26 protein-coding genes, 1 tRNA gene and 1 pseudogene are annotated in these 26,903 nt (G+C 69.1%); 19 read left to right on the forward strand and 9 right to left on the reverse strand.

Going from position 1 to position 26,903, the window contains the following annotated elements:
* Positions 1-3: 3 nt before the first annotated feature.
* A complete protein-coding gene (locus tag RIB45_RS12105) occupies positions 4-1,260 on the forward strand; it encodes a divergent polysaccharide deacetylase family protein (RefSeq protein ID WP_350050539.1) in 1,257 nt (418 codons plus the stop codon).
* A gap of 111 nt (positions 1,261-1,371) precedes the next feature.
* Here RIB45_RS12105 and RIB45_RS12110 read toward each other — a convergent pair whose 3' ends face one another.
* A complete protein-coding gene (locus RIB45_RS12110) occupies positions 1,372-3,264 on the reverse strand; it encodes a peptidylprolyl isomerase (RefSeq protein WP_350050541.1) in 1,893 nt (630 codons plus the stop codon).
* 169 nt (positions 3,265-3,433) lie between these two features.
* On the opposite strand from RIB45_RS12110, the gene tpiA reads away from it, so the two are divergent.
* The 4 genes from tpiA (at position 3,434) to kdsA (ending at position 7,283) form a co-directional block, all read left to right on the forward strand.
* Complete coding sequence (gene tpiA / locus RIB45_RS12115; RefSeq protein ID WP_350050543.1) at positions 3,434-4,195, forward strand: triose-phosphate isomerase; 762 nt, start codon at positions 3,434-3,436, stop codon at positions 4,193-4,195.
* Between the two features lie 125 nt (positions 4,196-4,320).
* A complete protein-coding gene (gene secG, locus RIB45_RS12120) occupies positions 4,321-4,665 on the forward strand; it encodes a preprotein translocase subunit SecG (RefSeq protein ID WP_350050545.1) in 345 nt (114 codons plus the stop codon).
* 100 nt (positions 4,666-4,765) lie between these two features.
* Positions 4,766-6,406: a CTP synthase gene (gene pyrG, locus RIB45_RS12125; RefSeq protein WP_350050547.1), complete on the forward strand. Its 1,641-nt coding sequence runs from the start codon at positions 4,766-4,768 to the stop codon at positions 6,404-6,406.
* Positions 6,407-6,437: 31 nt separating this feature from the next.
* Positions 6,438-7,283, forward strand: coding sequence for a 3-deoxy-8-phosphooctulonate synthase (gene kdsA / locus RIB45_RS12130; protein ID WP_350050549.1), 846 nt, complete (start codon positions 6,438-6,440; stop codon positions 7,281-7,283).
* A gap of 89 nt (positions 7,284-7,372) precedes the next feature.
* Here kdsA and RIB45_RS12135 read toward each other — a convergent pair whose 3' ends face one another.
* Positions 7,373-8,044 (reverse strand): DsbA family oxidoreductase, encoded by a 672-nt coding sequence (locus tag RIB45_RS12135; protein ID WP_350050550.1) that lies wholly within the window; start codon positions 8,042-8,044, stop codon positions 7,373-7,375.
* Between the two features lie 37 nt (positions 8,045-8,081).
* Positions 8,082-9,452, reverse strand: a complete 1,371-nt coding sequence (locus RIB45_RS12140; protein ID WP_350050551.1) for a diguanylate cyclase domain-containing protein — start codon at positions 9,450-9,452, stop codon at positions 8,082-8,084.
* 162 nt (positions 9,453-9,614) lie between these two features.
* Between RIB45_RS12140 and RIB45_RS12145 the strand changes: the two genes are divergently transcribed.
* From RIB45_RS12145 to RIB45_RS12160, 4 genes are read left to right on the forward strand one after another with little or no spacing between them, the layout of a single operon-like run.
* Positions 9,615-11,273, forward strand: a complete 1,659-nt coding sequence (locus RIB45_RS12145; RefSeq protein ID WP_350050552.1) for an acyl-CoA synthetase — start codon at positions 9,615-9,617, stop codon at positions 11,271-11,273.
* A gap of 4 nt (positions 11,274-11,277) precedes the next feature.
* Positions 11,278-11,616: an NIPSNAP family protein gene (locus RIB45_RS12150; protein WP_350050553.1), complete on the forward strand. Its 339-nt coding sequence runs from the start codon at positions 11,278-11,280 to the stop codon at positions 11,614-11,616.
* Between the two features lie 25 nt (positions 11,617-11,641).
* A complete protein-coding gene (locus RIB45_RS12155; protein ID WP_350050554.1) occupies positions 11,642-12,832 on the forward strand; it encodes a phosphotransferase family protein in 1,191 nt (396 codons plus the stop codon).
* Positions 12,829-13,170: a hypothetical protein gene (locus RIB45_RS12160; protein ID WP_350050555.1), complete on the forward strand. Its 342-nt coding sequence runs from the start codon at positions 12,829-12,831 to the stop codon at positions 13,168-13,170. Before RIB45_RS12155 ends, RIB45_RS12160 begins: the two co-directional genes overlap by 4 nt.
* Here the strand turns inward: RIB45_RS12160 and RIB45_RS12165 are convergent.
* Positions 13,167-13,670 (reverse strand): response regulator, encoded by a 504-nt coding sequence (locus RIB45_RS12165; protein WP_350050557.1) that lies wholly within the window; start codon positions 13,668-13,670, stop codon positions 13,167-13,169. The two genes, RIB45_RS12160 and RIB45_RS12165, sit on opposite strands and share 4 nt — an antisense overlap.
* Positions 13,671-13,907: 237 nt before the next feature.
* Here RIB45_RS12165 and infA point away from each other — a divergent pair.
* From infA to RIB45_RS12190, 5 genes and pseudogenes are all read left to right on the forward strand, one after another.
* Positions 13,908-14,123: pseudogene (gene infA / locus RIB45_RS12170) on the forward strand (translation initiation factor IF-1); the annotation flags it as partial.
* Positions 14,124-14,208: 85 nt separating this feature from the next.
* Positions 14,209-14,298: transfer RNA gene (locus RIB45_RS12175), tRNA-Ser, on the forward strand.
* 113 nt (positions 14,299-14,411) lie between these two features.
* Positions 14,412-15,839 carry a sodium/proline symporter gene (locus tag RIB45_RS12180; RefSeq protein ID WP_350050558.1) on the forward strand — a complete coding sequence of 476 codons (1,428 nt, stop codon included), beginning with the start codon at positions 14,412-14,414 and terminating at the stop codon, positions 15,837-15,839.
* On the forward strand, positions 15,836-16,300 hold the full coding sequence (locus RIB45_RS12185) for a universal stress protein (protein ID WP_350050559.1): 465 nt from the start codon (positions 15,836-15,838) through the stop codon (positions 16,298-16,300). The genes RIB45_RS12180 and RIB45_RS12185 overlap by 4 nt, the downstream gene beginning before the upstream one ends.
* Before the next feature lie 39 nt (positions 16,301-16,339).
* Positions 16,340-16,858 carry a 4-hydroxylaminobenzoate lyase gene (locus RIB45_RS12190; RefSeq protein WP_350050561.1) on the forward strand — a complete coding sequence of 173 codons (519 nt, stop codon included), beginning with the start codon at positions 16,340-16,342 and terminating at the stop codon, positions 16,856-16,858.
* A gap of 7 nt (positions 16,859-16,865) precedes the next feature.
* Here RIB45_RS12190 and RIB45_RS12195 read toward each other — a convergent pair whose 3' ends face one another.
* The 3 genes from RIB45_RS12195 to RIB45_RS12205 form a co-directional block, all read right to left on the reverse strand.
* Positions 16,866-19,409 (reverse strand): ABC transporter permease, encoded by a 2,544-nt coding sequence (locus RIB45_RS12195; protein ID WP_350050563.1) that lies wholly within the window; start codon positions 19,407-19,409, stop codon positions 16,866-16,868.
* Between the two features lie 16 nt (positions 19,410-19,425).
* Positions 19,426-20,172 (reverse strand): ABC transporter ATP-binding protein, encoded by a 747-nt coding sequence (locus RIB45_RS12200; RefSeq protein WP_350050564.1) that lies wholly within the window; start codon positions 20,170-20,172, stop codon positions 19,426-19,428.
* Positions 20,173-20,270: 98 nt separating this feature from the next.
* The gene (locus RIB45_RS12205; RefSeq protein ID WP_350050565.1) at positions 20,271-20,744 is read right to left on the reverse strand and encodes an Lrp/AsnC family transcriptional regulator; all 474 of its coding nucleotides are present in this window, start codon (positions 20,742-20,744) and stop codon (positions 20,271-20,273) included.
* A gap of 120 nt (positions 20,745-20,864) precedes the next feature.
* Here RIB45_RS12205 and RIB45_RS12210 point away from each other — a divergent pair, with 120 nt between their 5' ends.
* The 5 genes from RIB45_RS12210 to RIB45_RS12230 all read left to right on the forward strand — a co-directional run bounded on the left by RIB45_RS12210 (position 20,865) and on the right by RIB45_RS12230 (position 24,837).
* Positions 20,865-22,106, forward strand: a complete 1,242-nt coding sequence (locus tag RIB45_RS12210) for a diaminopropionate ammonia-lyase (protein ID WP_350050567.1) — start codon at positions 20,865-20,867, stop codon at positions 22,104-22,106.
* The gene (locus RIB45_RS12215; protein ID WP_350050568.1) at positions 22,103-23,287 is read left to right on the forward strand and encodes a M24 family metallopeptidase; all 1,185 of its coding nucleotides are present in this window, start codon (positions 22,103-22,105) and stop codon (positions 23,285-23,287) included. Before RIB45_RS12210 ends, RIB45_RS12215 begins: the two co-directional genes overlap by 4 nt.
* A 34-nt stretch (positions 23,288-23,321) precedes the next feature.
* On the forward strand, positions 23,322-24,107 hold the full coding sequence (locus RIB45_RS12220; protein ID WP_350050569.1) for a maleate cis-trans isomerase family protein: 786 nt from the start codon (positions 23,322-23,324) through the stop codon (positions 24,105-24,107).
* Between the two features lie 3 nt (positions 24,108-24,110).
* A complete protein-coding gene (locus RIB45_RS12225) occupies positions 24,111-24,536 on the forward strand; it encodes an ACT domain-containing protein (protein ID WP_350050570.1) in 426 nt (141 codons plus the stop codon).
* A 94-nt stretch (positions 24,537-24,630) separates the two neighbouring features.
* Positions 24,631-24,837 carry a dodecin gene (locus tag RIB45_RS12230; protein WP_350050571.1) on the forward strand — a complete coding sequence of 69 codons (207 nt, stop codon included), beginning with the start codon at positions 24,631-24,633 and terminating at the stop codon, positions 24,835-24,837.
* Here the strand turns inward: RIB45_RS12230 and RIB45_RS12235 are convergent.
* Both RIB45_RS12235 and RIB45_RS12240 read right to left on the reverse strand, forming a co-directional pair.
* Positions 24,824-25,201, reverse strand: coding sequence for a hypothetical protein (locus RIB45_RS12235; RefSeq protein ID WP_350050572.1), 378 nt, complete (start codon positions 25,199-25,201; stop codon positions 24,824-24,826). The genes RIB45_RS12230 and RIB45_RS12235 overlap by 14 nt on opposite strands.
* A gap of 19 nt (positions 25,202-25,220) precedes the next feature.
* Positions 25,221-26,840 carry an EAL domain-containing protein gene (locus tag RIB45_RS12240; protein WP_350050573.1) on the reverse strand — a complete coding sequence of 540 codons (1,620 nt, stop codon included), beginning with the start codon at positions 26,838-26,840 and terminating at the stop codon, positions 25,221-25,223.
* Positions 26,841-26,903 lie beyond the last annotated feature (63 nt).

Here is a 26,903-nt window from a genome sequence, read left to right on the forward strand (position 1 = left end):
CGCATGGCCAAATCCTCCGCCCGCCGTCGACCGCCGTCGCCGCGACCGCGCGCCGCCGCGGCAAGCTGGGCGGCGTCGCTTGCGGGCGTCTTCGCGCTGGGCGTGGCGCTGGGCGCGCTGGGCGGTCTGGCCTTCGGCCTCTTTGAGCGCGACGGGGGGTCGCCTGAAGGGAAAGCCGCCGTGTCCGATGCGCCGGCCCCAAGCGCGGAGGGGGAGGCGGCGTACCGCCTGCCCGTCACGGTGCGACAGTCCGAGCGGGCGCGCGACGCCTATCTCGATGCGTATGAGGAAAACCTCGCCGCCGCGCCGCCGCCGCCGGCCCTCCCTAAACCCAGTTCGCCGCAACCCAGCCTGACGCAGCCCGAGCCGCCGGCGACCGCGCCTCTGAGCGCCGATCAGCCGACCTCGGCCGCGGGCGTCGGCCGGGACCAGGAACCGAGCGCGCCGGCGTCGGAAGACGGGCCGGCGGAAAGCCTGGATGCGGGGCCGGCCGCGGACGCGCCTGCGCTGAGCGCCTCGGATCCGGCGCCGGCGCGCACATGGCTCGCCCGCGCGCAGCCCGCAAGTCTCGACCCCGCGCGGCCGATCCTGGCTGTGGTGATCGACGATGCGGGCGTCGACGTGGTGCGCAGCCGGCGGGCGGTGCGCCTGCCGGGCCCGCTGACGCTCGCCTTTCTGCCCTATGGCTACGATCTGCGCGCGATGGTGCAGACCGCGCGGGAGAACGGGCATGAGATCATGGTCCACCTGCCGATGGAGCCGACGAGCCCCGACGCGGATCCCGGCCCGGAAGCCTTGCTGACAGGCTTGAGCGGCGAGGAATTGGAGCGACGCATCGCCTGGAACTTCGGCCGCTTCGACCATTATGTCGGCGTCAACAACCATATGGGCAGCAAATTCTCGAGCGATCCGGACGGGATGCGTCGCGTCTTGCGCCGGGTGGCGGCAGAGGGGCTCTTCTTCCTCGACAGCGTCACGACGACCGAGACGCAGGGCTATCGGCTGGCCCAGGAGATGGGCGTGCCCTTCGCCGTGCGCGACGTCTTCATCGATCACAGCCTGCAGGTCGAGGCCATTCGCGGTCAGTTGGCCGAAGCGGTCGAGATCGCCAAGAGGCAGGGCTACGCCGTCGCCATCGCCCATCCGCATGACGAGACGCTGGCCGCGCTCGCCGACTGGCTGCCTCGGATCGAGGCGGAGACGGGCGTGCAGCTGGTCCCGCTCTCCGCCGTCATCCGCCGGCGCTACGGGGAGGGCTGAAGGCCGAGGCGCGCGCCGCGCAGATCGCATTCGGCCCCGCCGGCGCGCGAGCTCGACGAGAAACCGGCCGACCGGACGCCGTGCGGGCTTGCGCCATGCGAACAGGCGCAATCAGTAGACCTGATCCAACGCCCCGCGATTGATCGTGACGTCGTGGCGCCGGCGCAGCGCGGCGCCGAGCTGATCGACGATCTGAGACTGCAGGCCGGCCTGGAGCGAGCGCTCGATATTCGCGCGGAAGTCCGCGCCGGCGGCTTGTTGGGCGGGCGTCACAGCCGTGACCTCTCCAACAATGTAGCCGCCGTCTTCGCCGCCCGCCCAATCGACGCCGCCTGGCGGCAGCTCGAACAGGGCGGCGGCGAGCGCTTGCGGCAGGCGGGCCCCGTCGGCCTGGCCGTCGCGACCGAACCCCTCAATCGTCCGGGTCTCAAATGCGTCGTTCTCTACCGCCGCCTGGAGCGAGCCGAGGGAGCGCGCGCGCTCCGCCAGAGCCTGGGCTTGGGCCTCGGCGGCGGCGTCGCGCTGATCGTCGCGCCAGGCAGCCTCGACCCGGTCTTCGATCTCGGCCAAATCGGGGACGCGCGGCTCGATCACCGCATCGACGCGCAGCACGAAATAGCCGTTGTTCGCCGTCTCCTCGAGGAAGCTCGGCTCGCCGACGGGGGTGTTCCAGGCGGTCTCAAGGAAGCTGACGCCGGGCGGCAGACCCTCGACCGGCGCGCCGGAAGGCGCGCGGCCCTGACGGCTGACGGCCTCGACCGTTTCAACCTCGAGGCCGACGCGCTCGGCCGTCTCCTCCAGCGTCAACCCTTCACCGAAGGCGTCGTCTATGCGCTTGGAGAGATCGTAGACCGCGTCGATCGCCTCATCGAGGGCGAGATCGCGCCTGATTCGGTCGCGCACCGCTTCGAACGGCGTCACCTCGCCGGGCTCGACCTCCGTCACCTTGACCAGGAACCAGCCGAAGGCGCCCTGAACCGGATCGGAGACGCCGCCTTCGGGCAGGGAGAAGGCGGTTTCCGCCAGCGTCGCGTCGGGAATCTGAGCGCGTGTGAAGGTTCCCAGATCGAGATCCGCCGGCGTGACGCCGGCCACCTCTTCGGCGACGGCCTCGAAGGCCCGACCTTCCGAAAGCAGATCGGCGGCGCGCTGCGCGGTCTCCTGGTCGGGCAGCAGCAGTTGCTGCAGCGTCCGTCGCTCCGCACGCGTGTAGGTGGCGAGGCGCGATTGGTAGAGATCGCGGATTTCCGACTCCGGCACCGCGACCTCGTCCAGCAGATCCTGCGGGGCCAGATGCAGGTAGGAAAGGCGCCGGAACTCCGGCAGTTCGAAGCGCTCCTGATTGGCGTCGTAGAACGACCGAAGCTCCGCGGGCGTCGGCGCCGGGATCTCGGAGGCGGCGGGCGCGGGCACGCGAACCACGAAGGCGCTGCGCGTCGCGCCGTGATAGTCGAACAAGGCCTCGACCAGCGCCGGGTTGGCCTCTGCGCCCGCGATCGTCGCCTCCAACTGTTGGCGACGCGCGATGTCGGCGCGCACGCGCTCGACGAATTGCTGCTCGGTCAGACCCGCGGCGGCGATCGCGTTGCGGAAGACGTCGCGATCGAACTGGCCGAACTGATTGCGGAACTGCTCGCCGCCCTCGATCTCTGCGCGGACCATTGCGTCGGTTGCGGTCAGGCCGAGCTCCGCGGCTTCCGCGTCGAACAACGCGCGCGTGACAAGGTCCTGCAACGTGCGTTCCGCCAACCCCAGCTCCCGAGCGGTTTCGGGGTCGATAGACTGCATGCCCATCTGGCGCAGGTCGGTGCGGTAGGCTTCAGAGACGGCTCCCACGCCGATCTGCTGGCCGCCGACTGTCGCCGCCACGTTGCCGCCGCCGACGGTTCCGCCGCTGGCGTCGAGATAGTCCTGCAGGCCCCAGCCCGCAAAGCTTAGGATCACGATCGCGAGAACGCCCTTGGCCACCCAGGAGGCGACGCCTTTTCGCATGGACTGAAGCATGGATGATCCGCGTGTTGTTTGGCCGACGAAAACGGGCTCGAAGCGGCGCGGATCATAGAGACGGGGAGGGGGCCGGGCAACCGCAGATGGGCGGCGTTGGCGGCCCGGAGCGAGGGTGCTAAACAGACGCCGCTTTTCTGGATCGTGGCTTTAGGAGGAGACGCCCGACATGGCGCGCACGACGCTGATCGCCGGCAATTGGAAAATGAACGGCCGCCTGGAGGAGGCGCAGGCGCTGGGCCGCGCGGTCGCCGTCGGCTCGGACGCGGCGTTCGCGGCGGGCGTGGAGCTTCTGGTCTGTCCGCCGGCCGTTCTGATTCCGCCGGTCGCCGCCGCTTTAGCGGGGGCGCCGGTCAAACTCGGCGGACAAGACTGCCATGCGGCCGCCTCCGGGGCGCACACCGGCGACGTCGCGGCCGAGATGCTCGCCGACGCCGGCTGCTCCTACGTCATCGTAGGCCATTCGGAGCGCCGCGCCGATCACGGAGAGGACGACGCGGTCGTTCGCGCCAAGGCCGAGGCCGCGCACCGCGCCGGCCTGAGCGCGATCGTCTGCGTCGGCGAGACCCGCGCTGAGCGGGACGCCGGCCGGGCGCTTGAGATCATCTCCGGCCAATTGGCAGGATCTCTGCCCGACGGGGCGAGCGCTGCGAACACGGTTGTCGCTTACGAACCCGTCTGGGCCATCGGCACCGGTCTGACGGCGACCCCGGCGGACGCGCAAGACGTCCACGCCCATATTCGCGCCGAACTGAGGGCGCGGTTCGCCGGAGAGACCGCGCAGGCCATGCGGATTCTCTATGGCGGCTCCATGAAGCCTGGCAACGCGGCGGAGCTTCTCGCCCAACCCGACATCGACGGCGGCCTGATCGGCGGGGCGAGTTTGAAGGCGGAGGAATTTCTGACGATCGCCGGAGCGGCGGGCGCCTAGAGAGAGGCCAACTCCGCTCTGGAAATCCCCGGCCTTAGGCGTTACATACCCCGCGCGAGAGGTTGGCGGCCCGGACATGCCGGGGCGTCGCACCGGATCGGACACAGACGAACGGACCCGTTCTCATGGAAAACATCCTGCTGGTCATTCATCTGCTGCTGGCGATCGCGCTGGTCGCCGTCGTTCTGATGCAGCGCTCCGAAGGCGGGGCGCTGGGCATCGGCGGCGGGGGCGGCGGCGGCGGCGGCGCCGGCGGACCGGGCGGGATGTTCTCGGCGCGCGGCGCGGCCAATGCGCTGACGCGCACCACGGCGATCTTGGCCGCGGCCTTCATGGCCACGAGCCTCGGGCTTGCGATTCTGGCCGGCACGCACGCCGAGCCCGACTCGATCTTCGAATCGGAGACCGCGCCGGCGGCCGAACAGCCGCCGACGCCGGACGATGGTCCGCAGGTGCCCGTCTCGCAATAAGGCTTGAAAAGGCTGGAAATTTTTCGCGTTCGGGCGGCGGCGCGCCGACCGGCTCGGTGAGTGCTGGACAGTCGATCCGCTTTCGGTATCGTGGGGGCCCATGTCGGCCAGGTACATTTTCATCACCGGCGGCGTGGTCTCCTCGCTTGGCAAGGGTCTTGCGTCCGCCGCCCTCGGAGCGTTGCTGCAGGCGCGCGGCTACAAGGTGCGCCTGCGCAAACTGGACCCCTATCTCAACGTCGACCCGGGCACGATGAGCCCCTATCAGCACGGCGAGTGCTACGTCACCGACGACGGGGCTGAGACGGACCTGGATCTCGGCCATTACGAACGCTTCACGGGCGTGCCGGCGCGCCAGAGCGACAACGTCACGACGGGCCGCATCTATTCCGACATCATCGCCAAGGAGCGTCGCGGCGACTTCCTGGGCGGCACGGTGCAGGTCATCCCGCACGTCACCGACGCCATCCGCGATTTCGTCGTCTCCGACGTGGAGGACGAGGATTTCATCCTGTGCGAGATCGGCGGCACCGTCGGCGACATTGAGGGGCTGCCGTTCCTGGAGGCGATCCGCCAGCTCGGCAACGAATTGGGACGCGAGCGCACCTGCTACATTCACGTCACGCTGCTGCCCTTCATCGGCGCGGCGGGAGAGCTGAAGACCAAACCGACCCAGCACTCGGTCAAGGAGCTGCTCTCGGTCGGAATCCAGCCCGACATTCTGCTGTGCCGCGCCGATCGTCAGATCCCGGACGGCGAGACGCGCAAGATCGCGCTGTTCTGCAACGTGAAGGAAAGCCGGGTGATCCCGGCGCTGGACGTCGACACGATCTACGACGTGCCGAACACCTATCACGCCGAGGGACTCGACATCGAGCTGTTGCGCTATTTCAAGATGCTGCCGGAAGGCGAGGAGGAGAAGATCGACCTCGGCGTCTGGCAAAACATCACCCAGCGCATCCGCCAGCCCGAGGGCCGCGTGAAGATCGCGGTGGTCGGCAAGTACACGGTCCTGCTCGACGCCTACAAGTCACTGGCCGAAGCGCTGACCCACGGCGGCATCGCCAACAATGTTAAGGTCGAGTTGCAATGGGTCGACAGCGAGATCTTCGAGAGCGAGGATCCGACGCCCCATCTCGACGGCTGCCACGGCATTCTGGTGCCCGGCGGCTTCGGCGAGCGCGGCTCGGAAGGCAAGATCAAGGCCGTCACCTTCGCGCGGGAACGCAAGATCCCCTATTTCGGAATCTGCTTCGGCATGCAGATGGCGGTGATCGAGGCGGCGCGCAATCTGGCCGGCGTGGAGAGGGCGGGCTCCACCGAATTCGGCCCGTGCCCGGAGCCGATCGTGGGCTTGCTGACCGAATGGGTGCGCGGCAACGTGAAAGAGACGCGCGCCGAAGGCGGGGATCTGGGCGGCACGATGCGGCTTGGCGCCTATCCCTGCATGTTGCAGCCGGGCACGAAGGTGCGCGACATCTACGACGCCGACGAGATCGCCGAACGCCATCGGCATCGGTATGAAGTCAACATCGCCTACAAGGATCGGCTTGAGGCGGCCGGAATGGTGTTCTCCGGCATGTCGCCCGACGGCGTGCTGCCTGAGATCGTGGAGTTTCCCGATCATCCCTGGTTCGTCGGGGTGCAGTTCCACCCGGAGCTGAAGTCGAAACCGTTCGACCCGCATCCGCTGTTCGCGAGCTTCATCGCCGCTGCGCTGCACCAAAGCCGCCTCGTGTAAGGGCGGCGTTTCGCGCTAGACTGGATCCGTCATGACCGCGCCGCACACCGTCACGCTGAGCGATATTGCGATCGCCAACGATCGTCCCTTCGCGCTGATCGCCGGCCCCTGCCAGATGGAGAGCCGCGATCATGCGCTGATGATGAGCGAGACGCTGAAGGCGATCTGCGAACGCGTCGGCGTGCCGCTGATCTACAAGACCAGCTACGACAAGGCGAACCGGACCAGTCTTTCCGGCAAGCGGGGGGCCGGCCTGGAAGCGGCGCTTCCCGTCTTCGACGAAATCCGCAAGAGCGTCGGCCTGCCGGTGCTGACCGACGTCCACGAGATCGAGCACTGCGAGATCGTCGCCCCGCATGTCGACGTGCTGCAGATTCCAGCCTTTCTGTGCCGACAGACGGATCTGCTGGTCGCCGCCGCCCAGACCGGCAAGATCGTCAATGTGAAGAAGGGGCAGTTCCTGGCCCCGTGGGACATGAAGAACGTCGTCGACAAGCTGGAGGGCTCCGGCTGCGCCGACGTGCTGGTGACCGAACGCGGGGTCAGTTTCGGCTACAACACGCTGGTGAACGACTTCCGCGCGCTGCCCATCATGGCGGCCGAAACCGGCAAGCCGATCGTCTTCGACGCCACCCATTCGGTGCAGCAGCCGGGCGGGCAGGGGACAGCCTCGGGCGGCAAGCGGGAATTCGTGCCGGTATTGGCCCGCGCGGCCGTCTCGATCGGCGTCGCGGCGCTGTTCATGGAAGTGCACGAGGACCCCGACAACGCCCCCAGCGACGGCCCGAACATGGTGCCGCTCCACCGGCTGGAGAGCCTGCTCGAGACCCTCGTCGCCTTCGACCGCATCGCGAAGGAACGGCCGGCGACGCTGTAGGGACGGGCGCGCGGCTGGTCGGCGTTCTCTTCGGAGGCGCAAGCGACCATGCGTCGTCATCCCCGGGGCTTGGCCCGGGTATCTTGCCGTCACCCGCTCGACTGCGGCTCCGTCTCGCGCGCTTCCTGCACCGCCATGTCGAACAGCGGCAGGAAGCTTTCCGGCTCCTGCGCGCCGGAGAGCGCGTACTTTCCGTTCACGATGAAGCAGGGCACGCCGCCGATCCCCATGCGCCGAGCGTAGGCGTCTTCGGCGCGGATTTCCTCGGCGTAAGCGTCCTGGTCGAGGATCTCGGCCGCGGCGCCGAGATCGAGGCCGGCGACCTGCGCCAGTTCAAGGAGCGTCTCGCGATCGCCGATGTCGCGGTTCTCCAGGAAGTAGGCGTCGAACAGGGCCTCGACGAGGGCGTCGGCTTTCCCTTGCTCCGGCTGCTGGGCGAAGCGGATCAGGCGATGCGCCGACAGCGTGTTCGGCGTGCGTGGAATGCCCGCGAAATCAAACGGAATGCCGACTTCCTGACCGACCCGCGCGATCTGGCCGTAAAGTTCCTGAGCCCTGTCGGGACCGCCGAACTTCACGTTCAGATATGTCTGCCGGTCCATACCGCCCGCCGGCATGTCCGGGTTGAGCTGGAAGGCGCGCCAGCGAATCTTAAGGTCGAGGCCGGGGCGCAGCGCCCGTGCGGCGTCTAGCCGCTTCTTTCCGATGAAGCACCAGGGACAGATGGGATCGGAGAAGATGTCGATCTGCATACCGGTCATGTGGGCCGTCCTCCCGCGGATTTCGAGAGCCGCAGCCCTACAGCCTGCGCGCCGCCGCCCGGGCGAGCAAGCCCTCGACGTCGTCGCCCGGTTCGCGCGCCGCCACACCGGCGCTGGGCCAGACGCGCGCGACCTCCATCACCTCCTCGCTCAAATGGAACTCCGACTGATGCAGCACGCCGACGATCCGCTGCACGACGCGCTCGGCCTCGTCCGGCGGGGTCTCGGGCAGGCTCAGCGCGAAGCCGTCCGGGCCTACGCGCGCGCAGGCGTCCTCGATCCGCGTCATGCCTGCGATCCAGTCGGCCATCTGCTGCATCAGAATGCGCGCGGACTCCGCCCCGTGCGCGTCGGCGACGCCGGCCAGGTTGTCGGTCCGGATCAAGGCGACCGACAGGGAGGTCTCCCGCGCCTCGCCGGCGGCCAGCAGCCGCGCGAGATGGGCGCGAAAGAACGCGTCCGAATAGACGCCGGAAAGCTCCGCGTCGCCCGTCTCGGGACCGAGCGTCGCCTTGAACGGATCGCGCATCGTCCAGCGCAGACGCTGGCGCGCGACCAGCATGTGCAGATAGGCGGTCAACGCCTCGGCGTCCGCGCCGCCCGGCGTCGGCTCGCCCTCCGCGACGATTCCCGCGCCCGCCTGATACAGCCGCTCGCGGGCGGCGGCGTCGAGGCCGGGGCCGACCACCAAGGTCGGCAGGTTGAACAGGCGGGGATTGCTTCGAATATGCGCGGCGAGCGCAGCCGCGCGCTCGGCGTCGCTCGGCCCGCTCAAGGCGATCAGCGCCGCGTCGACGCGTTCGTCGTCTATCCGCTCGCCCGCGCGAAAGGCCGTGCGCTCCGGGATGGCGTGGAACCCCGCCATCAAGAGTATCTGTTGCAAGTCAGACAGCTGGTCGCCGTGTTCGCTCACGGTCATGACCCGCGGGCGTTCGGGATAGTTGCGACGGAAGGTCTCCGGCGCGACGCGCCGGCCGAAGTCGGCCGCCGTTGCGATCCGCCGCGCGAGTTCCGCGCCCATGACCGACGAGCGGATGAGACGCGGCAGACGGGCGAGGATTTCCGGCGTCGACGCATCGGATGCGACGATGTCGTCGACCCCGGCCGTCGGCGCCTTGCGCCGCACGGCCAGATCGTCCGCCAAATCCGCCGGCGCGGTCAGGACGATCGGGATCGCCGCCGTGGCGTCCGCGCTCTTCAGGGCCTCAGCGATGTGCAGACCGTCGACCTCGCCCTCGAAAACGCCGAGAAGGACGACGTCCGGACGCCGCCGCGCGGCGAGCTCGATCAGGGCGCGCGCCTCGGACGCAGGCAGGGCGCGATAGCCGGCCTCCGCAAGGGCTTCGCAGCGCGCCAGCGCGGCGTCCGGATCCGGATCGCCGACCAGAATATGGCCGATTTTCGTCATGGCTGCGCGATGCGCTCCTCTTTACCGGGGCCGAATGAAGCGCGGGGCGCCGCTTGACCTCGCCCGACGATCCGGTGACAAACTCTAGCCTGCCGTACGGGTGGAGAGAAGGCGCGAGACCCGACGCGCCCCTCCGACGATCCTAACAGGGAGACATGATTCGTGAGCCGCGCCGAGACTGAGCCTCAGACCATCTATGACCGCGATCTGGATCCGACGCCGGCGAACTACGTGCCGCTCTCGCCGATCAGCTTTTTGGAGCGCGCGGCCGGCGTTTATCCCGACCGCACGGCGATCATCCACGGGACGCGGCGCATCACCTACGCGCAGTTCCTGGAGCGCGTCCGGCGCTTCGCCTCAGCGCTGACGGCGCGCGGGATCGGACGCGGGGACACGGTCTCGGTGATGGCGCTGAACACGCCGGCGCTGCTGGAGGCGCATTACGCGGTTCCGATGACCGGCGCGGTGTTGAATGCGATCAACACGCGCCTCGACGCCGCCACGGTCGCCTTCATCCTGAAGCATGGCGAGGCGAAAGCCGTGTTCTCCGACAGGGAGCTCAACCCGATCATGGCGGAGGCGCTGGCGCAGCTCGAGCGACGGCCGGATCTGATCGTCGACGTCGACGACGCCGAGGCGGCTGGCGGCGAGCTGATCGGCGAGATCGAGTACGAAGCCTTTCTCGACGCCGGCGACCCGCAGGCCCCGATATCCCTGCCGGCCGACGAATGGGACGCGATCTGCCTCAACTACACCTCCGGCACGACGGGCGATCCGAAGGGCGTCGTCTACCATCACCGCGGCGCGTATCTGAACGCGCTGTCCAATGCGATGACCTTCAATCTGACGAAAGATTCCGTCTATCTCTGGACCCTGCCGATGTTCCATTGCAACGGCTGGACCTACACCTGGGGCGTGACGGCCGCCTGCGGCACGCACGTCTGCCTGCGCAAGGTGGACCCGGCCAGAATCTTCCCGATGATCCGCGACCATAAGGTCACCCACATGTGCGGCGCGCCGATCGTCCTCACCATGCTGATCCACGCGCCCGCGGAGCAGAAGGTCGCATTCCCCCAGCGGGTCGAAGTGGCCACCGGCGGCGCTGCGCCGCCCTCGGCCGTGATCTCCAAGATGGAGAACATGAACTTCAACGTCACCCATCTCTACGGCATGACGGAATGCTACGGCCCGGCGACCGTGTGCGCCTGGCAGGACGATTGGGACGACATGGCCCTGGAGGCGCGCGCGGCCAAGATGGCGCGCCAGGGCGCGAACATGGTGGCGGTCGCCGGGTGCCGCGTCGCCGATCCCGACAGCTTCGAGGACGTCCCGCGTGACGGGGAGACGATCGGCATGCTGATGCTGCGGTCCAACACGGTGATGAAGGGCTATCTGAAGAACCCTCGCGCGACGCAGGAGGCGCTGAAGAACGGCTGGCTCTCCACCGGCGACCTCGCCGTCATGCATCCCGACGGCTATGTCGAAATCAAGGACCGCGCGAAAGACATCATCATATCCGGCGGCGAGAACATCTCCTCGTTGGAGGTCGAGGAGACGCTCTACAAGCATCCCGACATCGTCGAAGCCGCCGTCGTCGCCGCGCCGCACGAGACCTGGGGCGAGACGCCGATCGCCTTCGTCACGCCGACGTCGGCGGCCGACGGCCGGCTGACCGCCGACGAGGTGATCGCCTACTGCAAGGAAAACATGGCCCGCTACAAGGCGCCGACCCGGGTCGTGTTCGGGCCGCTGCCCAAGACGTCCACCGGCAAGATCCAGAAATTCGTCCTGCGCGAGCAGGCCAAGCAGGCGGAGGCGTGAGCGCATGATCATCGACCATCGGACCTACACGCTGCATCCTGGCAAGTTGCCGCAGTTCCTGAAAATCTATCAGGAAAAGGGCTATCCGGTGCAGACCAAGCATCTCGGCAAGCCTGTGGGCTGGTACGTTTCGATGGATATCGGCCAGCTCAATCAGGTCGTGCATATGTGGGCCTACGACGATCTGAACCAGCGGGCGGCGCGTCGGGCGGCGATGCAGGCGGATCCGGAATGGGCGGCTTATCTGGCGGAGGCGACGCCGCTCCTGCAGCACATGGAGAACAAGATTCTCGCCGCGGCGCCGTTCTTCGAAAATCCGCCGGCGACGCCGGAGGCGGGCTGACGGCGCGGCGCTTAGGGGGCGCGTGATGGATCTCTCTCAGGCGCGCCGGGAACTCGCTCGCGGCGACCGGAACGGATGGGGCGTCGGGCCTCTCTACGCTGGCGTGGACGAAGCCGCGGCGGCGCGCCTCGGGACGAGAAGGTCGGACGCGAAGCCGGCGGCGGAAGATGACGCATTCCAGGCCGCCGCACGCGAACGGCTGCAGCAGGCGTTGAGTCGCGCTCTCGGCGCACGCCTGTTGATAGAGCGGGTGGAGCGCCTGCCAGGCGGGGCGGTGCACGCCCACTGGGCCGTCGTCGCGCGGCTCGGAAAGTCGGGGGCGCGTCGCGATGTGGTCCTGCGCGCGCCGCACGGCGCGCAGCTCGCCATCAGCCATCCGCCCGAGGTGGAGCATGCGGTGATCCAGGCGGCGGGCGAGGCGGGCGTCGCCGCCCCGCGCAGCTACGGGCCGGTTGACCCGCCGGAGGCGGACGGGCCCCGCTTGCTGGCGCTGCAGCGGATCGCGGGCCGAGCCGATCCCCCGTCGATCTTGGCGCTGGACGACGACGCCGGCGACCGGCTGGCCCGGCAGGTGGGGGGAACGCTGGCGCGGCTTCATGCGCTTCGGCCCGCCGTCCGCCCGATCCCGCCTCTGGGATCGCCGCCGGAAGATGCAGCGCGCGCGCGGATCGCCGAGTTGCGCGCCGGCCTCGACGCGTTGGGCGCGGTGCGCCCGGCGTTGGAGTGGGGCTTGGTCTGGCTGGCGCAACGCGCCGACGATCTGCCGCGCGGCCCCGTCTGTCTGTGCCATAGGGACTATCGAACCGCCAATTTCATGATCGAGCCGGACGGCGCGCTGCAGGCGGTCCTCGATTGGGAGTTCGCAACCTGGTCCGACGCAGCCGAGGATATCGGGTGGCTCTCGGCCGTGTGCTGGCGTTTCGAGCGGCGCGACCGCGCGTGCGGCGGCTTCGGGTCTATGGCGGCGCTGCTGGCGGGCTATCGCGCGGCCGGCGGCGCGGAGATGACGCCCGCGCGTCTCGGGTTCTGGCGCGTCTACGCGCTGATCCGCTGGGCCGTGATCGCTTTGCAGCAGGGCGCGCGCTTCGATCCCGACGATCCGGATACGCTCGATTGCGGGGTGACGCCATGGCGATTGGCCGAGCTTGAGACCGAAATCCTGCGCCGGACGCCGGCCGGCGGCGCGCTCGCCCAGACGCTTGAGGCGGACCCGTGAAGGCCGAGAGCGATGCGATCGCTGGGTTGATCCGCGCCGCCCGGGGCCTCTTGGCGCGTATGCCGGATCGATGCGCGCCGGCCGAGACGGGCTTGGCGCTGAGCGCGCTCGCCCTGGCCGATCGGGTTCTTGCGGCGCCTGATCGGACGGAGATCGGGGCGACGGCCCGAACGTCCGCCGCGCGAAGGCTGCGGCAAGGCGAGGTCGACACGCGCGCCGCGGACGGCGAGGGGGCGGCGCTGCACGCCGCGTTGTCGGCGGACGCGCGCGCCCGGCTGGCGGTCGTCAACCCGCGCTATATGGAGAGCCTTGCGCGCGAAGAAGGCGGGGGACGCTAAAGGTCGATCGTATCGACGTCGTCGCGCCTGTCGCGGCCGGCGAAGTCGGGGTCGCGGCGGCGGCGCCGATCGGGGCCGACGAAATCGGGACCGCGCACGAAGGGGCGCGGGCGCTCGACGATCGCGACAAGGCGGCTGTAGAGCGCCTTGGCCGTGACCGGTTTGGCGAGAAACTCCGTCACGCCGGCGTCTCGCGCCTCGGCGACCCGCTCGAGCTCGGTGTGGCCGGTCAGCATGATGATCGGGGTGAAAGGGCTGATCCCGCCCTCGCCGCGGCGCACGGCCCGAGTGAACTCGATCCCGTCCGTCGGCTCCATCCGCCAGTCGGCGATGATGACGTCCGGCTCTTCTACGCTGAGCATGTCGAGGGCTTGATGGCCGTCGGGGGCGGTGCGAACGGACTTGATCTCGAAGCCGTCGAGTACGTCGTGCAGCAGACGGCGCATCCAAAGATTGTCTTCGATCACCAGGACCGAAAGTTGCGAAAAATCATAGGGCATGCTCAACCTCCCGCGGGCGGCGCGATGCGTGTCGCGCGCCTTTGCGCGGGGGATATAGCGCATTCGGTCGCAAATTGGAACAATCCGCCGCGTGTATAGCGCCCTAGACCGCGCAACGCCCTTGTCACAACGGCCCGAATGACGCATATGGTGCGCCGCACGCCGGTCGGCGCGCGTCGTTTCGGCGGCGTCGCCCATGCGCCCGACCCGTTGTTTGGAATCGCCGACGGAGCGTTCATGTCGAAAGAAGAGCTGATCGAGTTCAAGGGCGTGGTCAAGGAGAAGCTGCCCAACGCGATGTTCCGCGTCGAGCTCGAGAATGGCCACGAAATCATCGCCCATACGGCCGGCAAGATGCGCAAGTTCCGCATCCGCGTCATGGTCGGCGACCAAGTCGACGTCGAGATGACTCCGTACGACCTGACCAAGGGCCGCATCACCTTCCGCCACAAGTAAGCCGGCCGCCTGGCGCTGGTCCCGGTTGCCCGCCCCGAGCGGGCGATGCTATCACCGCTGCGCCCCGAACGCCGGAGGCGATGGATGGGTGGCCGAGTGGTTGAAGGCAGCGGTCTTGAAAACCGCCAAGGGTTTACGCCCTTCGTGGGTTCGAATCCCACCCCATCCGCCACCTTGCTATCCAACCGCCGCCTGAGCCTGCCGAGCCGGGCTGCTCGCGCCTCGATTTAGAACCCCCCTTTCTGCTAGGGTCATTCGGCCTTCAAGCGAACCGGGCCGAGCCGCATGGCGAGCGTCATTCTGAGTTTTCTATTTTTCCTGCTGCTCTTCGCGGCGATCGGCGCGCTGTCGATCCGGCGCAAGCGTAGCCGCGTGGATGATTATCTGCTGGCGGGACGCAGCGTCAGCCCCTGGCTGACGGGACTGTCCTCCGTCGTCACCAACAACAGCGGCTATATGTTCATCGGCCTGATCGGCTTCACTTATACGCATGGGATCTCGGCGGTCTGGTTGATGATCGGCTGGCTGGTCGGCGACGCGATCGCCTGGATGACAGTGCATCCCCGCCTGCGCCGGGCCTCTGAAACCTCGCTGTCCCAGACCGTCGGCGGCTTGATCGCAGAGGCGGTCGACGGACCGGCGCGGCCCGTGGCGATCGCGCTGGCCCTGGTCACGATCGCATTCCTCGCCACCTACGCAGCCGCCCAGTTCAACGCAGGCGGAAAGGCTTTGCAGGTGATGTTTCACTGGCGCCTCGAAGCGGGCGCGGTGATCGGGGCGGGGCTGGTGCTCCTCTACAGTTACGCGGGCGGAATTCGCGCCTCAATCTGGACAGACGCCGCGCAATCCGCAGTCATGCTGTCCGCCATGCTGGCCCTGCTTGTGCTGTGCCTGCTCGAGATCGGCGGGGCGGGTCCCTTGGTCGCGGCGCTCCACGCGCAAGACCCGGCGTTGGTCGATCCGATTCCGCCCGATCTGAGGTTCGGCTTCGGCCTGTTTGCTTTCGGCTGGGTGATGGCGGGCCTCGGCGTGGCCGGTCAACCGCACATTTTGATCAGGACCATGGCGCTTGAATCCGCACGTGAAATCTGGATCGCGCGCAGCGTCTATTTCGGCTGGTACGTCCCTTTCGCGACGGCCGCCGTGCTGGTCGCGCTCAGCGCGCGGGTGTTGATGCCGGACGCGGGGAGCTTCGACGCCGAACTCGCCCTGCCGTTGTTGGCGCAGGAACTCATGCCCGGCGTTCTGGTCGGGCTGGTTCTGGCCAGCATCTTCGCCGCGACCATTTCGACGGCGGACTCGCAGTTGCTGAGCTGCTCGGCGGCGATCACCCAAGATCTCTTTCCCGGCGTCGGGCAATCCTACGCGATGGTGAAGCTGGGCACGGCGGCGGTGACAGCGGCCGCGCTCGGCGTCGTGCTGCTGGCCCCCAGCAACGTCTTCAATCTCGTGATCATCGCCTGGTCGGGCCTGGCCGCCGGGATCGGCCCGCTGATGGTCGTGCGGCTGTTCGGCGGCCGGGTGCGCACAGGCGTCGCGCTGGCGATGATCGCCGGCGGGGTCGGAACGGTGGCGTTGTGGCGCTTCGCGCTCGGCTTCAGCGCCGATGTCTACGAGGTGGCCCCCGGAGCGGCCGCGGCTTTCGCGATCTACGCCGTCGGCCGTCTGATCGCACCGGCGGCTCGAAAATCCGCCCTTCAGGAGACCGGATGATGAGTTTTCAACGCATTCTCTACGCCGCCAAACAGCGGGAATGGGCCGAACATGCGAGCGCACACGTCCGAGATCTCGCCTTGGCGTTGGGCGCCGAGGTGATCGTTTTGCGCGTCACGGAAACCCAGGAGGAGCAAGTCGCTCTGGCCAAGAAGGTCGATCGCGACGCGCAGGCGGGCGTCGCGCAGCGGCGCAGCGCGGTCGACCTGTCGGATCACAAGACGGCCGAGGCGATCGTCGAGGCCTTGTCCGAAGACGGAATCTCCGCCCGGGTCGAAATACGACAAGGGCGTGTCGCCGAAGAAATCCTGCACGCGGCCGAAGCGCTTGAGGTCGACCTGATCGCGATCGGAAGCGCGCGGCGGGGCGCGCTGACCGCCCTGGTGACGGCCAGCGTGCCGTCCGAGATCGTTCGTCGGGCCGTGCGTCCAGTGCTGGTCATTCCGGACCCGACGGGGTGAAATGGGGGGTGGATGAGGATGATGCCGGAGGAGACCGTCATGGATGAAAACCGTACGCAGTTGGCCGCGCTGTTGGCGCCGGTGCGCGACATGATCGCCGATGCGCCTTGGGACGAGACGCTCGCCGAGCGACTGAACGCCGCCTTTCCGCCGGAGAGCGATCTGTTCCGGGCGATGGAGGCGGCCTGCGCCAAAGGGATCGAGCAGGGCTGGATGGGCCTTCAGGGCGAGGAGGTGCGCAAAGGCGCGCGTGTCGTTGAACCCGGCCCCGCCACTGGCGGGATGAGCGTCGACGTGGTCCAGCTCATCGACTACAGCGGTCCGCACCACAGCCATCCGAACGGCGAAGTCTGCGCGGTGATGCCGCAAGACCCCTCGACCGGACGCTTCGACGGCAATCCCCAGGGCTGGGCGGTCTACCCGCCCGGCAGCGCCCACTGGCCGAAAGGCGAGGGCGGGCGCGTTCGGATCCTGTTCTTCCTGCCCGACGGCGCGATTTCCTATACCGAGGAGACCGCCTCGCTCCAGTCCGGCGCGGAAGGCGGGCGCGGCGATTAAGTCGGCTCTAGCCCGCCAGATGCCGCGCGACCTGGCCGCGCCCGCGGGGCAGCGCGCTGAGGCCGCCCGCCGCCCCGGCGCTGATCGCGGCGACCAGACCCAGAATCGGCGGGATCGCCCAGGCGGCGAGGCCCGGCGTCCAGGCGATGTTGAGCGCCGCCTGCGTCACCCACCAGCCGCCCAAGAGCCCGGCCGCGCCGCCGATCACGGCCGCGATCGCGCCGAGCGCCAGCGATTCCGACAGCCGGGCCAACGCAATCTCCCGCCGCGCCGCGCCGACGAGCGTGAAAGCCAGCGCTTCGCGCCGGCGCGCGTCGACGTCGGCCGCCGTGACGGCCGCCAGCGTCAGCGCGCCCGCCAGCAACAACACGCCGGCGATGGCGAGCGAGCCCAGCGCCGCCCCGTCGATCACCTGGCGGACCTGGGCGGCGATGCGGCGCACGTCGACGGCGGTGACGTTGGGGGCGATTTCGCTCGCCGCCTCGATGAAGGCGTCGACGGCCGCGTCGCTCTCGCCCTGGAGGGTGATGATCCAGCTGTGCGGCGCGTCGCGGAACGGCTCCGCCGAGGCGAGCATCAGGTACTCCGGCCGGAAGGTCCGGTGGTACTCCTTGCGGATCGCGACAACCTCCGAGGTGAAGGGCCGGCCGAGGACGCTGTAGGTCACCCGGTCGCCGGGTTTCAGATCGAAGGCCTGCGCCACGTCTTCCTCCGGCGCGACGACGGGCGGGCCGTCGTAGCCGGCCTCCCACCAGGCCCCGGCCAGCAGTTCCGCCTCCGTCGGCCCTTCGGACCAGGAGAAGCTGCGGTCGCCTTCGATGACCCAGCGCTTGTCCGCGCGCACCAGCGCGTCCTCGACCGGGACGTCGTTCACGCGCAGCAGCGTCATGCGCATGAAGGGGTCGGCCTGCAAGCCTGCCAGCGCCGGATCCCGCTCGACGCGCTCGGTCAGCGGGGCGACCTGATCAGGCTGCACGTCGATCAGCACGAGGTCGGGCGCCTTCTCGGGGATTTCCGCGCGCAGCGATCGGTCGAGCGAGCTCTGCGCCGCCAGCACCGCCGTGACGCCGGCGATGCCGACCCCGATCGCGAGCGCCTTCATCGCCGCCGCACCGGGCTGGGAGAGGCCCTGCACGGTCAGCAACGAGATGAAGCCCGCGGGCTGGCGCCCTGCGATCAGGCGCGCGAGGGCGTAGCCGGCCGCCGCCAACAGACCGGCCGCAAGCACGAGCCCGATCGCCGCCCCGGCGGCGAGGCCGGGGTAGGGCAGGCTGACCACGGCCGACGCCAACGCCGCGCCGACCCCGGCGAGCCCGATCAGCGCATGCCGGGGATCCGGGGTTAGACCAGCCTCGCCGCTGCGCATTGCGGCGCCGGGAGGCGTCCGCGCGGCGGCCGACAGGGCGGCGATCGCGGCCCCGATCAGGCCCAGCGCCAGCGTCGCCGCGGTGAGCGCCGCCGGCCCGATCAGATCCGCCGGCGCCCAGGGCAGATGAAGTCGGCTCGCCACCAGATCGAGCAGCAGGAGCGAGGTCGCGCCCGCCGCGCCCAGGCCCAGCGCAAGCCCCAGCGCACCGGCCAGGGCGATGATCGCGGCGTGCAAGGCGATCACCAGCGCCGGCGTCGCGCCGGAGAGGCGGTAGAGGGCGATGGTGCGCGCCCGCCGCCCGATCCACACGGTCGCCGCAGCCCAGGCGCCCGCCAGCCCGATCGCCAGCGCCGCCATGCCGGCGAGGCCGAGGAAGGTCGTGGTGCGCTCGACCGTACGGCGCACCCGGTCGCCGGCGTCGGCCGGCGTCTCCAATTCCCACCCGCCGGACGGCGTCAGCGCGCGGACGGCCGCCAAGGCTTCCGCCCGCGCCGCCCCGTCGGCGAAGCGCAGCCGATAGCGGAAATCGGCGAGCGCGCCCGGCGCCAGCAACTCCGTCCCGGACAGCGTCTGGCGTGCGATCAGGACGCGCGGGCCGACCAGGAAGCCGCCGGAGGACAGTCGGTCGGGCTCGGCCGTCAACAGGGCGCGAATCTCCACCGTCGTCTCGCCGACCCGAAGGCGATCGCCGAGCGCGACTGGAAGCCGTGAGAGCAACGTCGGCTCCACCGCCGCCCCGGCGACGCCCTCACGCATGGCGAGCGCCTCCGAAAGCGAGGCGGCGTCGGCCAGGCCGACTGCGCCATATAGCGGATAGGCCGGATCGACCGCCTTCAGCTCGATCGGCGCGCGGGCGTCGCCGGCGCGCGCGGTGCTGCGCAACTCCACGACGCGGGAGATAGTCTCCACCTCGGGGAGGGCGCGCAGCGCGCCGACCAGATCGTCGGGCAGCGGCTGGTTGACGACCGTGATCGCCGCGTCGCCGCCGAGGATGGCGTAGCCGTTGCGCTCCAGCGCGCTGGACAGGCCGCCGCCGATCATCCAGACGGCGCCCAGCATCAACGCGGCGACGGCCGTGCAGGCGATGAAGAGCCTCAGCCCTAGGATTCCCGCCGCCGTCTCCGCCCTCAATAGGGCGGACAGCGTGGTCCAATCGAGGTCGCGGTCGCGAAAGGCGCGCATGGAGCCGGCCGCCGCGTCAGCTCTTGATCCGGCCGGCGTCGATCGCAAGCCGTCGATCGCAACGCCCGGCCAGATCCGGATCGTGGGTGACCAGAAGCATCGCCGCGCCGGTCGATCGGCACAGATCGAACATGGTCTCGGAGATCGCGGCGCCGGTCTCCTGGTCGAGGTTGCCGGTCGGCTCGTCGGCGAGAACGAGGCGCGGCTCGGCGATGAAGGCCCGCGCGATGGCGGTGCGCTGCTGCTCGCCGCCGGAGAGCGCCGTCGGCCGATGCGAAAGGCGGTGACCGAGGCCTACCCGCTCGAGCATGGCGGCGGCCTGATCGCGCGCGTCCGCCACGCCGGCCAGAATCAGCGGCAGCGCCACGTTCTGCAGCGCCGTCATCGCAGGGACCAGATGGTAGGCCTGAAAGACGACGCCGATGTCCCGTCGGCGCAGGCGCGTGCGGGTCGTCTCGTCGGCCGCGCCCATGTCCTGGCCCAGCACCTCGACGCGCCCGCCGGTCGGCCGCTCCAACCCGCCGATCAGCGCGATCAGCGAGCTCTTGCCCGAGCCCGACGGGCCGGTGACCGCCAGGATCTCGCCGGCGGCGATCTCCAAATCGACGCCGCGCAGCACCTCGACCTCGCCCTCCGCGCTGGGGTAGGCGAGGCGCGCGTCGCTAAGGCGCGCGACAGGCGAACCGGCGTCGGCTTCGAGTTTCGACGCTGCGGTCCTAGAGGCTGCGGTCTTAGAGGCTGCGGGCTTCGAGGCGTCAGGCATCGGCGAGCGCTGCTCCCTAGTGCGGGGACAATCTCCCTATAGAGGTAGGCTGATAGGGCGATCGACAAGGGCGCGCTTTTCGCGGCTCGCTCCGCCAATCAGATTTCCGTTGGCAAGGGCGTCGCCAAGCCGACTTTCACCCGGTCCATGACAACCTGGGTTCGGAAGCGCGCCACATTCGCCTCGTCGAAGAAATGACGGCGCGTGAACGCCTCGTAGGCGGTCATGTCGGGAACCGTCAGGATCAACACGAAATCGCCTTCGCCGGTGACATAATAACATTGCATGACCTCGTCGGCCGCGCGCATTCGGGCCTTGAAGGCGTCCAGGAATTCGGGGCGCTCGCGCTCCAGCGTAACCTCGACGATGACGGTCAGACTCCGCCCGACCGCGGCGGGGGACAGGACGGCGATCTCACGTTCGATGACGCCTTGATCGCGCAGGCGCTTCAGGCGCTTTTGGCAGGCGGCGGGCGATAATCCCACGGCGGCTGCAAGCCGGTCGGCCGTCCGGCGCGCGTCGCGCTGCACCTCGTGCAAGATCAGACGGTCGAACCGGTCGAGCGGTTTCATCCGACGTTCCTCCTGAAATCATCCGAAATTCGGATCGATTTTCTCGTAATTATCCGAAAGTCCGCCTTACCCTCGCTTTATCCTGAGCGTCGTTCAACCTGTTTCTAGGAGAGGCCCGCAATGTCCGAGCAACCGACGCTGCGCCGCCATTTGCATCGTGAGACGCTGCGGGGCGGCTACCCGGACGCCTGCGCCGCCGTCCTATCGCCGCGGATGATGGAGGAGGCGCGCGCCGAAATCGCGACATGGCCTGGCTATGCGCCGACGCCGCTGCGTCGCCTCGACGCGCTGCAAAAGGCGCTCGGCCTGTCGGCGCTTTGGTACAAGGACGAAGGCGCGCGCTTCGGCCTCGACAGTTTCAAGGCGCTCGGCGGCTCGTACGCCGTGTTGGAACTGGCCGCGCGGACGGTCGAGCAGACCACGGGCGCGCGCCCGCCGATGGCCGAAATCCGCGCCGGGACGCACGCGCGGGCGCTGAAGGACCTGACCGTCGTCAGCGCAACCGACGGCAACCACGGTCGCTCGGTGGCCTGGGGCGCGCAGATGGCCGGCGCGCGCTGCCGCATATACATCCACCGCCATGTCAGCGCCGGGCGCGAGGCCGCGCTGGCCGCGCTCGGCGCCGAGGTGATCCGGGTCGAAGGCGACTACGATCAGTCCGTTCGCCAATGCGCGCAGGAGGCGTCTGAGAACGGCTGGTCGATCGTCTCCGACACCTCCTATGAGGGGTATAAGGATCTCCCGCGGTTTGTCATGGCCGGTTATACCGTGATGGCCGCGGAGGCGATCGAGCGCTTGCGCGAAGAGGGCGTCGGCGCGCCGACCCATTTGGTCGTGCAAGCGGGCGTCGGAGGTGTCGCGGCGGCGATGGCGGCCCGCTTCTGGGCTGGTTTCGGCCCTGCGCGCCCGCACCTGATCGTGGTCGAACCGGACCGCGCGGCCTGTCTGATCGCCAGCGCCGAACAGGACGCGCCCGCGAGCGTCGCCATCGCGGAGGAAACGGTGATGGCGGGCCTGTCCTGCGGCGAGACCTCGCACCTCGCCTGGGATATTCTCTCGCGCGGGGCGGACGATTTCGTGGTGATCGGCGAGGAGGGCGTGCCCGCGATGATGAAGATGTTGGCTGAGGGGCGTGCGGGAGGCGGCGCGATCGCCGCCGGCGAATCCGCCGTACCGGGCCTGCTGGCGCTGATCGCGTTGGCGCGCGCGCCGGAGGCGGCCGCGGCCTGCGGTTTGGGGCCGACCTCGCGGGTGCTGTGCTTCGGCTGCGAAGGGGCGACGGATCGAGCGATTTACGAGGCGATGCTGGCCGATCCGGCGGCCGAGGCCGATCTCCTGGCCGGCGTCGAGGCGTTCGCATGAAGGCCGGCGCGCGCAGCGAGCCGCCGCGCGGCTTTGCGCGCGCCGAGTTCGAGGCGCGCACCGCCCGCGCCCAGGCGCGCATGGCCGAGTCCGGCCTCGACGCCCTGCTGCTGACGACCGAGCCGGAGGTGCGCTACTTCAGCGGCTTCCTGACGCGGTTCTGGGAGAGCCCGACGCGGCCGTGGTTCCTGCTGGTCCCCCAAAACGGCGCGCCGACGGCCGTCATTCCCGGCATCGGGGCCGAATGCATGGCCCGGACCTGGATTGAGGACGTCCGCACGTGGTCCTCGCCGACGCCGGCTGACGAGGGATTGTCGCTGTTGGCGGAAACCATGCGCGAGAGGCTGGGGCCGCGCGCGCGGATCGGCCTCCCGCACGGACCGGAGACGCATCTGCGCCTGCCGCTCGCCGATTTTTCGGCGCTGCGCGCGCGCCTTCCGGGGTACGTATTTTCAGACGATGCGGGGATCGTGCGCCGCCTGCGCATGATCAAGTCGCCGGCCGAGCGCGAGAAGATCGCCCATGTTTGCGCGCTCGTCTCCGGCGTGTTCGAGGCGGCGCCGGCCTGGCTTGCGCCGGGCGTCAGCGAGCGCGAGATCTTCCGTCGCTTCAAGATCGCCTGTCTTGAGGCGGGCGTGGACGACGTCGTCTATCTCGTCGGCGGGGCCGGGCCGGGCGGTTACGGCGACATCATCTCGCCCCCTGGGGACCGGGCGCTTCGCGCCGGCGACGTACTTATGCTGGACACCGGCTGCACCTTCGACGGCTATTTCTGCGATTTTGACCGTAATTTCGCGCTCGGCGCGCCGGATGCGGCGGCGAAAGACGCTTACGCCCTTCTGTTCGAGGCGACCGAGGCCGGGTTCGACGCGGCCCGTCCCGGCGCACGCGCCGCCGACGTTTTCCACGCCATGAACCGCGTGCTGACGGCCGGCGGCGCCGCCGAGGGCGACGTCGGTCGCATGGGACACGGTCTGGGCATGCAGCTGACCGAATGGCCCTCGCACGCCGCCTGGGACGAGACGGAGATTGAAGACGGCATGATCTTGACCCTCGAACCGGGGATGACCTTGGCGCCGGGACTTGTCATGGTGCATGAGGAAAACATCGCGATCGAGGCGGACGGCCCGGTCTGCCTGACCCGCCGCGCGCCGAAGGAGATGCCGGTGATCCCGGCGTAAGGCGCGCCCGATCGCCCGAGAGCAGGAGGCGCCGATGGCCGACAGCGACATCGTCGAGGAAATCGACACCCCGCAGCTCGCCTATCAATCGGTCGAGCGCCCGGCGCGCGCTGCGCTCGGCTTGATCGTGCTGCAGTCGGACGAAACGGTTGATCCGGACTTTCGCCGCTTGATCCCGTTCGAGGATGTGCGGGTCTATCCAAGCCGGGTGCGCTGCCGCGACGAAGTCACGTTGGAGAGCCTGCCCGAAATGCGCGAGACCCTGCCGGAGGCGGCCGCGCTGTTGCCCGACGCGGCCGACTTGCGGGCGATCGGCTACGGCTGCACCTCCGCGTCCGCCGTAATGGGAGAGGAGGCGGTGGCCGATCTCTTCGAGCGGGTGTGGCCCGGCGTGCCGTCGACCAATCCGCTGACGGCGTTGAAGGCCGCCTGTCGGACGCTCGGGATCGAACGGCTCGCCATCGTCAGCCCCTATGTTCCGGACGTGTCCGCCGCGCTGATCCGGCGCCTGCGGGCCGCGGGCGTCGAGGTCCCGGCGGTCGCCAGTTTCGGCGAGAAGGCGGAGCGCGTCGTGGCGCGGATCGCCCCGGCCTCCGTCCGTGACGCCGTTCTGGAGATCGGGGCCGAGGCCGACTGCGACGCGGTCTTCGCCAGCTGCACCAATTTACGCGCCTATGAAGTGCTGGAGACGGCGGAACGCGCGCTGGGTCGCCCGGTCTTGTGCAGCAATCAAGTCCTGGCGTGGCACATGATGCGGCTCGCCGGTTTGGACGACCCGATCCCGGGCGCCGGGCGGCTGGCCGCCGCGCGGCTCGCCTGAGCGATGGTGCGGGCGCAGGGGGAAGGGGAGGGCGAGCGGGACCTGACCCGTCTGCTGGCCGGACTCGCGCCGTCGCTTGATCCCGCGCTTTATCGCTTCGTTTTCTCGGCGACGCCGCCCGACGCCGAGCGGCGGGCCGCCTTGATGAGCTTTCGCGAGGCGGAGGGCTGGACCTTGATCCTGCCGGCCGATTGGCCCGAGGCGGACGTAGGGTCGGCCAGCGCACCGATGGCGCGCCTGACGTTGCGCGTCCATTCCTCGCTTGAGGCGATCGGCCTGACGGCGGCCGTCGCCGGCGCGCTGACGCAAGCCGGGATCAGCGCGAACGTCGTCGCGGCCTATCACCATGATCATCTTTTCGTGCCGGCGGCGGACGGCGAGCGCGCCCTGGCCGTGCTGGAAGCGCTTGCGGCGCGGACGCGGGGTTGACCCCAAGGCCTCCGACCACGAGGTGAAGACGACGCGCCGACGTGGTGAGACGCGTCGCGCAACGCCGTCAATCAAAGAGCAAATAGGAGGGTTCATGTCCGATCATGTCTATAAGGTCGTCGAAGTCGTCGGCTCGCACAGCGACAGCATCGAAAAGGCGATTGAAAACGCCGTCGCGCGGGCCGCCGAGACGATAAAGAACATGCGCTGGTTCGAGGTCGTGGAGACACGCGGCCATCTCGAAGACGGCAAGGTCGGCCATTATCAGGTCACCTTGAAGATCGGCTTTACTTACGAGTAAGCCGCTCAGCCGCATCGGCCGCGTCGGGCGCATCCAGCCAGCAGACGACCTCCATCTTCTGTTCGGCCAGATAGCGTTCGAACGCGGCGACCGAGCCTGTCTCCACTAACAGCAAATAAAGCTGTCCGGCTGGATTGCGGCACAAGGCCGGCCTCAGCCCATGCGCCGGAAGGCGGCCGTTGAGGCTGGGCGTGGCGTAAAAGCCCCACGCCTTTCGGGCGACGTCGTACTCGCCGCCGGCCGGGGTGGTGAAGGTGACTTGATCGTCGGGGCTGAGCGCGATCGAACCGCAATCCTTCATCTCGATCGACGCGTCAGCGCCGACCCGAAAAGTGCGGGGCGGATTTTTCGGCGTAAATTCCATACCGTCTCCCACAGACGCGTCAGCGCCGTCGCAACGGCGTCGTCAGCCGATCGATCGTGCCGCGCGCCTGCCCGAAATAAGGACCGGCCGCACGCCCGCCCTTGATCCGCGAGAGGATGCGCAACGCCGCCGCCTCCATCACTCCTTCGAAGATCACGCCCACCTTATGCGCCAGGCAGCGCTGCGTCATCGCGTTCAATGACGGGGCGGCGTGACGCAGCGTCTCCAGATCGACGACGAAGCTGGGGTCCAGCAGGATGAAGTCGATCGGCAGGCGCTTCAGTCGCTCCTCGGTCACAGGGCCGATCTCGCGCCCGTAGAGCGCGACGCCAAAGCCGGCCCGGCGCAGCGTGTCCAGCGACTGCACGCGCTCCACTGCGGTCTCCTGGAGCCCTGAGAGCCGCAGGATGAGCCGCCGCGCGCCCATTCGACGCGAGAAATCGAGCAGCATCCGCACGAGCCCGGCGTCCAGCAGGGAGCGAATGGCGAGGTCTACCGCCACCGTCGCGTCCTCAAGCGCGGGATCGGTCAGCAAGCGCTTGCAGATCGCCTGATCGACCTTCAGACGCAGGTCGGGTCGATCGGCGGTCAGCCCAAGAATTTCGGACGCGCCGAGGCCGTCGTCGTCCAGCTCGATCCGGAACTCCGCCAACAGGTGATCCGCCTCCATCGCCTGCGGATCGACGATCGGCCGGAAGACGGCCTCGAACGCCTCCGCCGCGAGCCCTTCCTGCAGGATCTGCAACCGCGAGCGCTTGGCGTTGAGATAAGCGGTCTGACTGTCGCCCAGCGTATCGAAAATGACCGCGTCGAGGCCCGCCTCCTCGAATCCGCCCAGCGCGTAGTCCACCGCGCTCTCCACCGCGTCGGGGGAGAGGTCCGCGTGCTCCAGCGTCATGGTGGCCGCGTCGACGGCGAGGGCGCGCGCCTGCGGGTCGGCGCTGCGGGCGTAGCGCTCCAAATCCTCGCGGACTGCGGCGAGATCGAGGTCCTTGCGATGCACCACACCGTAGCGTCCGGGGCGCACGCGGCCGACCGTCTCGTCCACCGCTTCGCGCCGAAGACGCTCCTCCACCTGACGGGTGAAGCCGCGCACGGTCTGCGCGTCGACCCCGTGCGTCTCCTCAAGGCCGCGCACGTCGCCGACATCGACGAACGTCAGATCAAGATCCTTCTCGGCGTCGCCGTCGGCCGTATGGGCGGCGACGGCTTCGGCGATCGCCTTCGTGAAGCCCTGGCGGGAGTTCTTCGACTGCGGTCCGTACTCCATCGACGGCTGCTGGTCGAACACCAACCGGAAATACTGGTTGAAGGTCTGCGGGCCGCCCCGAACGATGCAGCCGGCGACCTTGCCGCTGCGGCGGTTCTTGACCCATAAGACCGTTTCCTCGAGCGGTTGCCGCAGCGCGGCCGAGCAGAGAATGTCGCTCAGACTGAAATGCGATTCCTCAGCCAGGAAGTGCACCAGATTGCGGCCGGTCGTCTCTGACGGCGGCGCCCCCAGCCAGGGGCCGGTCGCGCCCTTGGCGATGCCGATCTCACCGCCTTCGTCGATATAGAGCTGAAATCGACGGTCCGCGGCGGGGTCGGCCCCGTCGGCGGCGGCGGTTGACTGGCGGTCGGCGGGCTGGCGCGCCATGGGCCGGCGGCCTCCTGATGGTGGCGGGCGTCCCTGTTTCTTACCTGAGCGGGCGCAAGTTTC

It is taken from the genome of Marivibrio sp., from assembly GCF_040218065.1.
In the GTDB taxonomy this organism is placed as follows: Bacteria; Pseudomonadota; Alphaproteobacteria; order UBA8366; family Aestuariispiraceae; genus Marivibrio.